The organism is Campylobacter concisus, assembly GCF_002913745.1.
In the GTDB taxonomy this organism is placed as follows: domain Bacteria; phylum Campylobacterota; class Campylobacteria; order Campylobacterales; family Campylobacteraceae; genus Campylobacter_A; species Campylobacter_A concisus_R.
In genome coordinates, this window is the sequence record NZ_PPCG01000033.1 from 1 (window position 1) to 11,789 (window position 11,789).

General features: G+C 40.6%; 13 protein-coding genes. 5 read left to right on the plus strand and 8 right to left on the minus strand.

Annotated features, from left to right (window positions below):
• Positions 1-136 precede the first annotated feature (136 nt).
• Positions 137-844, minus strand: a complete 708-nt coding sequence (gene flgH / locus CYO90_RS04405; RefSeq protein WP_103578599.1) for a flagellar basal body L-ring protein FlgH — start codon at positions 842-844, stop codon at positions 137-139.
• Positions 845-912: 68 nt separating this feature from the next.
• Here flgH and pta point away from each other — a divergent pair, with 68 nt between their 5' ends.
• The 5 genes from pta (at position 913) to CYO90_RS04425 (ending at position 5,016) form a co-directional block, all read left to right on the plus strand.
• Entirely contained in the window at positions 913-2,280 is a 1,368-nt protein-coding gene (gene pta / locus CYO90_RS04410; protein ID WP_103578600.1) for a phosphate acetyltransferase, read from the plus strand.
• 1 nt (position 2,281) lies between these two features.
• Positions 2,282-3,475, plus strand: coding sequence for an acetate kinase (locus CYO90_RS04415; protein ID WP_103578601.1), 1,194 nt, complete (start codon positions 2,282-2,284; stop codon positions 3,473-3,475).
• Between the two features lie 2 nt (positions 3,476-3,477).
• Positions 3,478-4,539, plus strand: coding sequence for a tyrosine-type recombinase/integrase (locus CYO90_RS04420; protein WP_103578602.1), 1,062 nt, complete (start codon positions 3,478-3,480; stop codon positions 4,537-4,539).
• The gene (locus tag CYO90_RS10205; protein WP_181000209.1) at positions 4,517-4,669 is read left to right on the plus strand and encodes a hypothetical protein; all 153 of its coding nucleotides are present in this window, start codon (positions 4,517-4,519) and stop codon (positions 4,667-4,669) included. The genes CYO90_RS04420 and CYO90_RS10205 overlap by 23 nt, the downstream gene beginning before the upstream one ends.
• A gap of 83 nt (positions 4,670-4,752) precedes the next feature.
• A complete protein-coding gene (locus CYO90_RS04425; RefSeq protein WP_141090537.1) occupies positions 4,753-5,016 on the plus strand; it encodes a hypothetical protein in 264 nt (87 codons plus the stop codon).
• Positions 5,017-5,287: 271 nt separating this feature from the next.
• On the opposite strand, the gene CYO90_RS04430 is transcribed toward CYO90_RS04425, so the two are convergent.
• From CYO90_RS04430 to CYO90_RS04460, 7 genes are all read right to left on the minus strand, one after another.
• A complete protein-coding gene (locus tag CYO90_RS04430; protein ID WP_103578604.1) occupies positions 5,288-5,737 on the minus strand; it encodes a hypothetical protein in 450 nt (149 codons plus the stop codon).
• The gene (locus CYO90_RS04435) at positions 5,734-7,158 is read right to left on the minus strand and encodes a UDP-N-acetylmuramoyl-tripeptide--D-alanyl-D-alanine ligase (protein ID WP_103578605.1); all 1,425 of its coding nucleotides are present in this window, start codon (positions 7,156-7,158) and stop codon (positions 5,734-5,736) included. Before CYO90_RS04435 ends, CYO90_RS04430 begins: the two co-directional genes overlap by 4 nt.
• On the minus strand, positions 7,155-7,940 hold the full coding sequence (locus CYO90_RS04440; protein WP_103578606.1) for an alpha/beta fold hydrolase: 786 nt from the start codon (positions 7,938-7,940) through the stop codon (positions 7,155-7,157). Before CYO90_RS04440 ends, CYO90_RS04435 begins: the two co-directional genes overlap by 4 nt.
• A complete protein-coding gene (locus CYO90_RS04445; RefSeq protein WP_002942153.1) occupies positions 7,930-8,160 on the minus strand; it encodes a type II toxin-antitoxin system Phd/YefM family antitoxin in 231 nt (76 codons plus the stop codon). Before CYO90_RS04445 ends, CYO90_RS04440 begins: the two co-directional genes overlap by 11 nt.
• 64 nt (positions 8,161-8,224) lie before the next feature.
• The gene (locus CYO90_RS04450; RefSeq protein WP_103578607.1) at positions 8,225-9,265 is read right to left on the minus strand and encodes a D-alanine--D-alanine ligase; all 1,041 of its coding nucleotides are present in this window, start codon (positions 9,263-9,265) and stop codon (positions 8,225-8,227) included.
• Positions 9,266-9,276: 11 nt separating this feature from the next.
• Entirely contained in the window at positions 9,277-9,831 is a 555-nt protein-coding gene (ruvA, locus tag CYO90_RS04455; RefSeq protein ID WP_021087610.1) for a Holliday junction branch migration protein RuvA, read from the minus strand.
• Positions 9,831-11,762 carry a flagellar assembly protein A gene (locus CYO90_RS04460; protein ID WP_103578608.1) on the minus strand — a complete coding sequence of 644 codons (1,932 nt, stop codon included), beginning with the start codon at positions 11,760-11,762 and terminating at the stop codon, positions 9,831-9,833. Before CYO90_RS04460 ends, ruvA begins: the two co-directional genes overlap by 1 nt.
• Between the last annotated feature and the right edge of the window lie 27 nt (positions 11,763-11,789).

Below are 11,789 nucleotides of genomic sequence, written 5' to 3' on the forward strand. Positions count from 1 at the left end.
ATATTATTCTGAAAGTAAATATCAACTATAATTTTTAATGATTTTTAAAAATTTAGCATATTTAAGGCGAGAGAAATTTTTGAGATATGAATTTTTAAAAGCCCAAATGGATGAAATTTAGGCTTTTAAAGTTGCATTAAAATGGCCAGATAGCCTCCATAAGCCTTGTGCCCCAAGGTTTTTTGGTAGATTTGTCTAGCTCGCCCTCAGTTTTATACAAAATTTTAGCGTCAGCTATATATTTTGAGTCGATTTCGTTATTTTGTGAGATGTCGTAAGGTCTGATAACACCACTTACTTGCATGATCTGCTTTTCGCCATTTATAAGTAGCTCGCGGCTACCTTCTATGAAGTAATTGCCGTTATTTAGTATTTTTATGATCCTAGCTGAAATGGTTGCGGTAAATTTCTCGCTTCTATTGCTCGTGCCACTTCCTGTAAATTTATTGCCACCACCTGCTTTAAAGCTGATATCGCCGTATTTGTTTAGATTATCAGCCACAGTTGAAAGCGGTGCAGCCCCAGCTGTGAAAACACCGCCACCAAGCGAGATGGTGCTATCTTTGTTGGTACTTTTGCTACCAGTTGAAGTTTGGCTTGCATTTTCTGAGATGACGATAGTCACGATGTCATTTACATTCATCGCTTTTCTATCTGAAAAAAGAGGATTTTCGCCCTTTCCAAAGAGGCTGCCAGCGTTGCTTTGTCCGGTTCCACTATCTTTTGAAGGGAGTTGCTCGACATAAACCGGGGGTTTCATATTGATATGAGGATCAGCACTTGGTGTGCAGCCAGTGCAAATAATGCCCGCAGATAAGACGAGCCAAATCGTTTTATGATTCATAAAAAATGCCTTAAAATAAGTATCTTTGTGCTAAAATTAAGCAATTTAAGTTCCTAAAAAGGTCGCAAATGAAAAGTTGTTACGTTTTTACAGACAAAAATTTAGCACATCTGCAAGAAATTATAGCTACAAAATTCAAAAAAGTTGAGATTTTTAAGATAATCCCAGATGAAAACGATAAAAATAACTTAATAAATTCAAATGAAAAAGAATTTTTTCTAAAATTTATTGATAAATTTGAAGAGCTAAAAGCCAAAAGCGACTTTGTCATAGTCCTTGGCTGTGAGAGCTTTAGTGTCTTTGGCAAAAGCGAGCTAAATTTAAAGCTAGCTAGAAATTTAAACACGCCAGTCTTTGATGAAAATGCAAGCGAGCTAAAAGCACTAAATCCAAACTCAAAGCTTCTAATCACCGATAATTTTGATGAAATTTTGAGCTACAAAGCAGATATCATCACACCATTTAAATTTCAAAGCTTGCTTCTAAAAAGAGCCAAAGCGGCAAACAAAACAGTCGTTTTGCCTGAAAGTGATGACGAGAGAATTTTAAAAGCAGCTCACATCGTGCTAGAAAAAGGTGCGGCAAATATCATCTTGCTTGGACTTGAGAGTGAAATTTCAAAAAAGGCAGCCACTTTGGGGCTAAATTTAAGCAAAGCCAAAGTGCTAAACTTTGCGCAAAACGAGCTAACAGACGAATTTGCAAAGAAAATTTATGAGCTTAGAAAACATAAAGGCGTGGATGAAGCCAAGGCAAACGCACTTGCAAAAGATAAAATTTACTTTGCCACGATGCTAATTCATGAAGGCATAGCTGATGCTTTGGTAAGTGGCGCTACGATGAGCACGGCTGATACGATCCGCCCAGCCCTTCAGATCATAAAAACAAAGCCAAATGTAAGCGTGGTAAGCGGGGCATTTTTCATGGCGCTTGAAGAAGAGATTTTACTCTTTGCAGACTGCGCCGTCACGCCAAATCCAAGCAGCGATGAGCTAGCTAGCATCACGCTAAGTAGCGCTCAAACGGCAAGTGCCTTTGGACTTAGCCCAAAGATCGCCATGCTAAGCTACTCAACTGCTGATAGTGGTAGCGGGGCTGACGTGGAGTTTGTAAAAGAGGCTGCCAAAAAGGCAAGCGAGCTTGATGTGAATTTAAAGATCGCAGCACCAATTCAGTTTGACGCGGCGGTTGATCTAAGCGTGGCTAGCAAAAAGATGCCAAATTCCGATGTCGCTGGGCAGGCAAATGTATTTATATTTCCAAATTTAAACTGCGGAAACATCTGCTACAAGGCAGTTCAGCGAAGCGCAAACGCCCTAGCAGTGGGTCCGATACTTCAAGGGCTAAAAAAACCAGTAAATGACCTAAGCCGCGGCTGCCTCGTCGAGGACGTCGTAAATACCATCTTAATAAGTGCGATACAAGCAGGAGAGTGATATGAGAATTTTAGTTTTAAACTCAGGTAGCAGCTCGATAAAATTTCAACTTTTTGAAATGCAGACAAAAACAAGCCTAGCAAGCGGTCTAGTCGAGCAGATCGGTAGCTCTAGCTCAAGGGCGGTGTTAAAGGCAAATGGCGAAGTTTATGAGATAAAACGCTTCATAAAAGACCACCACGACGGACTTGAGGCGATGAACGAACTCTTTACCACCTCGCATACGCTGCACGATCTAAGCGAGCTTGACGGCATCGGACACAGGATAGTTCATGGCGGAGAGAGCTTTTTTAGCTCGATGATCGTTGATGAGAGCGTCATCAAAAAGATCGAGGAGATAAGCCCTCTTGCCCCACTTCACAACCCAGGGCACCTTGCTGGCATCAAAAACGCGATGAAAGAGAGCAAAAACGTGCCTCACGTGGTCGTTTTTGACACTGTATTTCATCAAAGCATGCCAGAGTACGCCTACCGCTACGCCCTACCCTACGACGTTTGCAAGACCCATCACATCAGAAAATACGGCTTTCACGGCACTTCACACAGATATGTTTGCAAGCAAGCAGCAAAAATGCTTGGCATAGAGTTTGATAAATTTAACGCTATCTCGCTTCATCTAGGCAACGGCGCGTCAGCTTGTGCTGTGCAAAATGGCAAAAGTATCGACACTTCGATGGGTCTTAGCCCGCTTGAAGGGCTCATAATGGGTACAAGAAGCGGCGATATGGACCCAGCCGTGGTTATATATCTGCTAAATATCGGCGTTTTAAAGTGGAACGAGATCGATAACTTCTTAAACAAAAAGAGCGGACTTTTTGGAATTTGTGGCTCAAGCGACATGAGAGAGGTCGTAGCCAGGATGCAAAACGACGAGCGCGCAAAGCTTGCGTTTGAGATGTTTTGCTACCGAGTGAAAAAGTATATCGGCTCATACTACGCTATTTTAGGGCGTGTTGATGCGCTCATATTTACTGGCGGTATCGGCGAAAATGCGCCAAATACAAGGCAAAAAATTTGTGATGATCTAAAACATCTTGGCATCCACATCAACCACGAGCTAAATTTCTCTGACGCGAGAGGCGAGAGGTGCATAGATGAAGAAGGTGCTAAGATAAAAACTCTCATCATCCCAACCAACGAAGAGCTAGAGATCGCCATAGAGACAGCCAGAGTGATAAAAGAGAGAACGTTTTAAGCATGAAATTTCCACTTGACTGCAAAGATAGTTTTGAAAGCTCATTTATATTTTGGCTAACAAGATATGTCAAATTTAAACTTAGCTCGCTTTCAAACAAGGAGCTAAGAGATCCAAAGGCACTTGCAAGTGTAAATTTCGCCCTAAGCCGCGAGATAAAAAACATAGAGCAGCTTGATGGGCTGGTAAAAAGCGCAAGAAATGCAGGGCTAACTGGTATAAATACCTACTTTAACCCGCTTAAAAAGATATATGAGACGATGAAATTTTATGAGCTTAGCAGCCTAAAGCAGATTGATGAAGAGCTATTAAGTGAAATTCTAGCAAGCACCACTGGCGGACTAAGCGATGCGAGCAAGAAAAACTACAGAATTTCAGTGATAAATTTCTTTGCCTTTTTAGACAAACAAAACGAAGAGGACGGCAAGGCTCATGTTTTTGATATAAATTTAAAAAACTGGGGCGGCGTTAGTGGCAATAAAGGGCAAAAGCTACCTGAGTTTATGGGCGAGGAGGAGGTCAAGAAATTTCTTGAAGCGATCGAGGAAAGCGACTTTAAGCAAAACTCAAACCGCAACAAGCTCATCATCAAAGTCATTATCTTTACCGGGATTCGTGTGAGCGAGGCGCTAAATTTAAAGAGAAAAGATATTACTGAAGATGGCGATCTTTTTATCATTAGGATCCGTGGCAAAGGCAACAAATACCGCATCGTAATGATAAAGCGCCACCTAATCGAAGCTCATCTAAACGCAATCGCTATAAACTACATAAACAAAGAGGGCTATCTTTTTATAAATAAAAAAGGCACAAGGCTCACGCAGGCTTATGTTAGCCGTATCGTGGAGCAAATTTTGTTTAAAGCTGGCATCAGAAAAGAGAAAAACGGCGCTCACATGCTGCGCCACACCTTTGCAACTATGCTTTATAAAAAGCAAAAAGACCTCGTGCTAGTGCAAGAAGCCCTTGGGCATGCGAGCCTAAATACCTCGCGAATTTACACGCACTTTGATAGTGACAAGCTAAAACTAGCCGCCAAAGTTGCTGAGGATCTGGCAAACTAGCTTAAATTTAGATCAAAATTTATTCATTAATAGCGAGAAAAACATAAATTCTATCGTTTCGTCTTTGCAAGACAAGCTTTGCTCTGCTAAAAATGCTAGAAATTTGAAGATAAAAGACTTGATGAGCTAGCGTAAAAAAGATAGCGATCTTAAATTTACTTTGTCTTTTGGGTGGGGAGCTTCATCTTTGGTGCGCTTGACATAAATCGCTTTATGATAGGAGACAAATTTAGCTTAAAGCCCAAGCAATCCAAAGGCAAATGCCTATACACTCTCAACTTTACAACAAAGCAAATTTGGCTTGGAGCGCTAAAACTAGCCATTTTTCTAGCTCACGCCGCCCTTTTTGTTTTCATAATTAGTGCGACACTTGACGCAGTTACAAACGCCACCACCAAAGATCTGCAAAATGCCTTTAGACTAATCTGGACAAATAATTTTATAGTTGGTATCTTGGGTGTTGTCGCAACTATTTGATGATTACCTATCGTTCTAACCAGTAGAGCCGTGAGAAAGCAAAATTTAGAAAAATTTAAAATCCACAGGCGAAGCAAGCCTAAATACTACTTTGCCTTGCGCTATAAATTTAACCCTGCTTATATAAAAAGTGCGTAGTTTTATAACGCAAGATACGGCTTGTCTTTACAACTCTTTTAAATGAGCCACCTTCGTAAAGGTAGCAAAATACTAGGGTTTTAATTTTGAAATTTGATGAGAAAATTTAGCCTGCTTGCAAAGTCAAATTTGACTATTTTTTAGCCTTTGGCTCCTCTTCTTCAATCGTTTTATTCGCCTCTTGCTCTTTAAACTCTTCAAAAAGCTCGTCATATCTAGCCTTAGCGTTTTCGTATACGCCAGATGGCAAGGTGATATTTAGATCGTCCTTTAGGCTTATGACGTCATCGCAGGCGTTTTGATAGCCAAGGTCGCAGCTTTTCATAAAATAACTCACGCCAAGCTCGATATTTGAGTGCTTTTTTAGATCACTATCCATCTGCTCGTTTATCTCTTCATTTACAAACATATCGCCCAAAGCCTCACACGAAAGCACGTCTTTTTGCTCGCAACCATCGTAAAAAATTTCATACGCAGTTGCGTAGTCTCCGGCGCTTCTAGCCTCATTGCCCCTGTCATAGTCATCGATGTCAAAGCCTGAGGCTAAGCTTAAGATTAGAGCTAAAAAAACTATCTTTTTCATATAAAACTCGGTGCGTCGTTTGAAAATAGTATAAGATCGCCAGCACGCGTGTTTTGGGCTAAAATTTCTTGCATTTTGTTCTTGTCCTTTAGGATGATGATCTTTGGCTTTACGATATGTTTTAGCAGAGTTTGGGCGTTTAGCGAGCTTGTGATGATGACGAGGTCAAAAATTTCATTTATCACTTTGGCTAAATTTGCATTTTGCTCTGCATCGCTCTCGACGATACCAGGTGTAAGCAGTACTTTTCTACCAGCGTAGGTGCTCACTAGCTCGTAGCTTGCGCTCATGCCTGAGAAATTTCCATTAAAGCTATCGTCTATTATCAGCTTGCCGCCAGCCTCGATCTTGCTTAGGCGGTGCTCGACGTTTTTCATCTTAGATAGCGCACCATTTATCGCTTCATCGCTCATTTTTAGATATCTTGCCACCTTGATGCAAACGGCTAAATTTGTAGCGTTAAATTTGCCAAGTAGCGACGAAGCATAGTTTTTGCCATCAAGCGTAAATGAAATTCCATCTAAATTTGCGTTTATATCTTTTAGGTTCTCATCGTAAATTTCTAAATTTTGGCTTGGCTCTTTTTTTGTCGAGCTATGTAAAAATGCCCTTTGCAAGCGAGCGCTTTGCAACGCCTCGAGCTTTGTCGCGCGGATGTTATCAAGCGTTTTAAAGTATTCAATGTGCTGAGCGCCGATCTCGCCTACGATGACTATTTGTGGATTTAGAAATTTAGTGATCTCTAGGATGTCGCCCTTTAGTCTAGCGCCTGCTTCAGCGATGTAAATTTGCGTTTGCTCGCTTAAGTTTTCGTTGATATCTTTGATGATGCCAGCCATTGTATTTACGCTGCGAGGCGTTTTATAGCAGGCAAAGCTATCTTTTAAAATTTCAAATAAGAAATTTTTGATACTCGTTTTGCCGTAGCTTGCGGTGATTAGGATGATCTTTAGCTCTTTGTTTGCGCCAAGTTTTTTAAGCGCATTGTTTTTAAAGCCTTGAAATTTGATCTTTTCTAAAATTTCACTAAAAAATAGGCTCACAACCAAGACAAAAAGTGGCATAGGAGCCAAAAACGCCTTGTGGATGATGAAATTTAAAGCGTAGTTTAAGATGATAGCGCAAGCAAGGATGGCAAAAAAGTGCTTGATCCTGCCAGTAAAGACTAGCTTTTTATCAAGTTTTTTATGCCAAAGATAAAGAGCTGGCAAAAGCGCAAAGTAAAAATAGATAAAAAACCACTTGCCAGTCGTGTAAAATAGCACCAACGGCACGATGAAGAAAAAGACGTGCCAAGCGGGCTTTGTGAAGTGAAAGAGCACGCGCTCAGGCCTATATGAAAACCACTGAAAGCAAGTGATCACATAAAAAGCAAGCGCAAAGATAAATAAAACTGTGCTTATGCTTAAAAATATACTCATCTTATCTCCTCGATCCCGCTCTCATCGTCATCTAGCACGACATTTTTTGCCTCATTTGGCTCAAAATTTATCCCTTTTTCTATCTCGTCGCTTATAAATTTAGCGTGAAGCAAAAAGAAAAAATGATCGCCACTAAGCGGGAAAAATGAGCTATTTTTGATAAGTCTATCTATGCTCTCGCCGCTTGTTACAGGCGTTGCCTTGTCATTTTCACCCCAAAATATAAAAGCCCTGCCCCCAAAGTCAGCAAAATGCTTTGTAAAATCCTCATCAACGACATTTTTTAGGGTTTCATACATCACTCTGCTCATGCCGCTCACATCTTTTGTGGCAAAGAGTTTGTAAAATTTACCAAAGCCAAATATCTTTAAAATTTTAAAAATTGCTATCTTTGCTCGCACGATAAATGACTTTTTGACGACTATACCAGCTGAGCTTAAAAGCACTAGATATGGTGGTTTTAGAAGTGTTGCGACCTTGCCGCCAAAGCTATGCCCTGCGATAATGTCTGGTTTTATGCCAAGCTCAGCGCAAAAATTTGCAACGATCTTTGCGTAGTCACTTGTTCTTAAAGGCTTAAAAATGGAGCTTTTGCCAAAGCCTGGCATGTCGATATAGACGTGGCAAAAGTCATTTAGATAGTGCCCAAAGGCCTTTTTCATTATCTCTTTATTTGCACCCCAGCCGTGCAAGAAGAGCACTATTTTTTTGCATTTTGGATTTACTACTTCGTAGCTGATCTCGTACTCGTCTGAGCCGTATTCGACTGCCCTACTCGCCATCGTTTTCTCTCTTTTTAGCAGCGTAAATGCTCTCAAGCACGCTTACTGCCTCGCAAAGGCGCTCATACTCCTCCATATTTAAAAGGACTGCTTCAAATTTATTGTTTTTAACGATGACAGCGCGCTTTAGCTCGCTAGCTCCCACGCGTGAAAGCACTGAGCTAAAATTTCTAACCACCTCGGTTGCTGTATAAATTTCATCTTTTGTAAAAGTTACCATTTTCACTCTTTATGTAAAATTTTACGTAAAATATCACAAACTACTTTATATATCGCTAAATAAACTAGAGCTTGCTGCTACCTTTTACCGAAGTGATCGAGTTTATAAATTTATAATCAATCTTTATATCACGCTCTTTTGGAAGTGAGTTTGCAAGGGCATTTAGCGTGCTTTCAAAGTCCTCAAACAGATAGTTTGCAAGGCTGCCTGGGTTTGGATTGATCTCATTTAGATAGACCTCGTCATCTATCACGAAAAAGTCGCATCTAATGATCGCTCCGTCAAATCCACAATCATAAATTTTAGAAAAGTTAAATTTAAGCTTTTGCTTTAGCTCTTCTGAAATTTCCGCCTCTTTTACCTTGTTTTCGTTTGAAAAACTAAGATACTTTTGCTCGTAGTCAAGAAATTCTTTCTTTTTTGGCTCTTCGATGATAGAAAATTTGATCTTTCCATCGATCCTGCAGCCAGCTAAGTTGTACTCTTTGACGCCTTTTATAAATGGCTCTACCAAAACATCTTTGTCAAATTCAAACGCCACGTCTTTTGCGTAGGCAAGCTCGCTATCATCATGCACGACGCTCACGCCAATGCTGCTGCCTAGCCTTGCTGGCTTTAATATAATAGGATAGTGAAAATTTGGCTCGCTTTGACGAGTTAGCGTCTCATAGTCAAGCGCCTTTACACCAGCCTTTTGCGCTAGAAATTTAGTAAGCTCTTTGTTATAGCTAAGTGCGCTTGCTTCAAGCCTTGGACCTATGTATTTGACTCCGTAAAAGTCAAAAAGTGCCGCTATCTTGCCATCTTCGCCGTCCATGCCGTGGATCAAATTTATAATGACATCGCATTCAACTTTGTTTGCGCCAAAAAGCGAGTGCGTGTAAAAGCCACCCTTTGCTAAAGATAGCTTCTTTGAGTTTTTATATTTGCCAGAGCTAAAGAAATTTGCCCTCATATCTTTTTGCTCGATCAGGTAAAAGTCCCTATTTGCATCGCAAAATATAAATTTTAGCTCCTGTTTTAGGACGTTTTTTAAAACTATCGCGCTTACTATGCTTATCTCATGCTCAAAACTCTTTGCCCCAAATATCACGCCTAAATTCATCTTTTTTATCCTTATCCTAGTTTTTTAAGTGCCTCTTTTATAAGATCGCTCGTGTTTTCACTCTTACAATCAGGCAAAATTTTCACTATCTTCTCACGCTTAAAGCCAAGCGCCTCAAGTGCCAAAAGCGCCTCATTTTGGTAGCTTGGCACGCTCTCATCGCTTATAAGCTTAGCATCACTTAGCTCGGCTATTATGCGCCTAGCCGTCTTTGGTCCGATGCCTGGCACGCTTTTAAAAGTGTCAGCGTCGCCGCTTATTATGGCGTTTGTAAATGCTTGCGAGCTAAGGCTTGAGCAAACCGCCATCGCTGTGCTAGCGCCTATGCCATTTAGCTTGATGAGCATCTCAAACATCTTTTGCTCGTTTGCGTCTAAAAAGCCGTAGAGTAAATTTGCATCCTCTCTTATGATCTGCGTTATGGCGAGCTCGGCCTTTTCTCCTTTACTAAGTTTTGCTGAGCAAAAAAGCGAGATGAAAATCCCATAACTTACGCCGCTATTTGTCTTAAGTATGGCAAATGCAGGCTCTTTTTTTGTAACGACGCCTTCGATTGCTTTTATCATCATTTAACCTTTTGTTCCATGAAATTTATATCCGCGTAGTCTTCAAGTTTGTTTGACTTTTTGATCTTGTATTCGATCTCGCCGCCGTTATCAAATTTATCTAGCGTGATGACGTGAGCGGTCTCGTTTTGTTTTGAGACGTAGGTGACATTTTGCGGAGGATCGACTATGACAAATCTTATCTCATTTAGCTCGATCCAGTTGCCTCTGTTTATCACTTTGGCTGAGAATATGCCATTTTGCATGATCTCAAGCTCATCTTTTAGATCAGCCAAAAGCTCCTTTTTCTCTTTAAATATCCTAAGCAAGGTGTTGTACTCATTAACTAGCCCTTGATACTCTTTTAGCTTTTTCATAAATGTCACTGGCGGTATCACCTTGGCTTTTGAGAGCTCCTCGATCTTAGCTTTTATCGTATAGATCGAGTCTTTGTTCTCGTTGATGACATTTTTCTTGCTCTCTATATTTTTAAGAAGTGTTGAGAGTTCAAGCTTGGTGCTCTCTATCTTGCTTAGCTGATCTTGCGTAGCCTCCGCACTTTCTGGCATCTTGCTGGCGTCAATGATAAATTTATTATCAGTGCCTCTTAGATATCTAACGTCGATTAGGTGCGAGGCTGTGATGGTGCAGTTTGAGCCAAGCGTGTCTATCTGGATATTTTGAGCTGTTATAGAGCCACCAACTACGCTATTAATTTTTACTCTTTTTGCTATGACAGTGCCACCTTCAAGCCTATCTATCTCGACGCTTTCAGCCTCCACCTTGCCGATGTGGATAGAAATTTTGGCGTGTTTGGCGTAAATTTTAGCCTTTTGGTGAGTTTGACCGCCGATATTTACATCGTTTGCCTTGACCATCGCATTTGCGCCGACGTTTCCTTTTACCTCGATCTCATCAGCCTCCACGATGATGCCAGTGCCGATAGCGTCTTTGATCGTGTCAGTCTCACGAACTACCAAAGTGACATTTGTGTCGGTGCCTGCTTGGATAGAGCCAGTCGTTTTAAAATTTGCTTCATTTATCTCTATGCGCTCTTCTATATTAAAAGAGCCGTTTTTCTCGACCACGTAGCCTGATTTTTTAGCGAAATATTTTACACTCTCATCATTTTCCACGCGCTCGATATTTTCGCTTATGCTTATCTCTTTTTCAGTATCCTCTTTTGGCTTTGGCACCTCTATAAGTTTGCCTCTCACGTCGCGTCCATTTGCCCCTTCGTGAGACTTTTTCTCCTCCATGATAAGCTCATCTTTTGCCACGCCAAAGACAAAGCCCCTATCGGCGTAATCAACCTTATCCTCGTCTTTTAACCCATCAAGCTTATCTTTATAATAGTATATGATCTTTGCGTCGATCGCTTTTTTAGGGTTGATGCCCTGGGTTAAATTTAGCGTATAGTCCTTGTCAAGCTCGCCTTTTACGTGAATTATTGAGGCGATTTGTTTTAGCTCCTCTTTTAGCTTGCCGATCCTTATGCCTATTAAAATTTGAGCCTTCATAAGCTGCTTTGCGATGTATTCATAAAGCTTGTCTTCGTAGTGTTGCTCGTATTCGCACTCTTTGCTCGCTCTAACCTTTGCGATGACCTTTGTGATGGTTGAATTTACGCCGATATCGATCTTTGGTAGCTTTGACGTGGCATTTAGCCTCACGTCAAAAAACTCCACGTCATAGACCTGCTCGATCTCTAGCGTCTCGTCAAGATAAAATGTGTTGTCATCAAAAAAGCTTAAATTTTCTTCAGGGACAAAAACTGGCTCGACGTTGTCTTTATTTTTGTAGTAAGTTAAAATATTTGAGAGTTTGTAATCTATAAATTCTACCGGCACGCTATATTGTTTGCTTAGCTCTTTAAGCGATAGATAAGGTGTTGAAGTTTGAATTTGCGTTGGCGGTAAAAATCTCTCGTTTTCTTGCACGTTCTCGCTCAAATTTGATCCATTTCACATAAAATTTTG

Bases quoted from the DNA above. Each gene is read 5' to 3' on its own strand.
- flgH (WP_103578599.1), bottom strand. From the start codon at position 844: ATGAATCATAAAACGATTTGGCTCGTCTTATCTGCGGGCATTATTTGC.
- pta (WP_103578600.1), top strand. From the start codon at position 913: ATGAAAAGTTGTTACGTTTTTACAGACAAAAATTTAGCACATCTGCAA.
- CYO90_RS04415 (WP_103578601.1), top strand. From the start codon at position 2,282: ATGAGAATTTTAGTTTTAAACTCAGGTAGCAGCTCGATAAAATTTCAA.
- CYO90_RS04420 (WP_103578602.1), top strand. From the start codon at position 3,478: ATGAAATTTCCACTTGACTGCAAAGATAGTTTTGAAAGCTCATTTATA.
- CYO90_RS04425 (WP_141090537.1), top strand. From the start codon at position 4,753: ATGATAGGAGACAAATTTAGCTTAAAGCCCAAGCAATCCAAAGGCAAA.
- CYO90_RS04430 (WP_103578604.1), bottom strand. From the start codon at position 5,737: ATGAAAAAGATAGTTTTTTTAGCTCTAATCTTAAGCTTAGCCTCAGGC.
- CYO90_RS04435 (WP_103578605.1), bottom strand. From the start codon at position 7,158: ATGAGTATATTTTTAAGCATAAGCACAGTTTTATTTATCTTTGCGCTT.
- CYO90_RS04440 (WP_103578606.1), bottom strand. From the start codon at position 7,940: ATGGCGAGTAGGGCAGTCGAATACGGCTCAGACGAGTACGAGATCAGC.
- CYO90_RS04445 (WP_002942153.1), bottom strand. From the start codon at position 8,160: ATGGTAACTTTTACAAAAGATGAAATTTATACAGCAACCGAGGTGGTT.
- CYO90_RS04450 (WP_103578607.1), bottom strand. From the start codon at position 9,265: ATGAATTTAGGCGTGATATTTGGGGCAAAGAGTTTTGAGCATGAGATA.
- ruvA (WP_021087610.1), bottom strand. From the start codon at position 9,831: ATGATAAAAGCAATCGAAGGCGTCGTTACAAAAAAAGAGCCTGCATTT.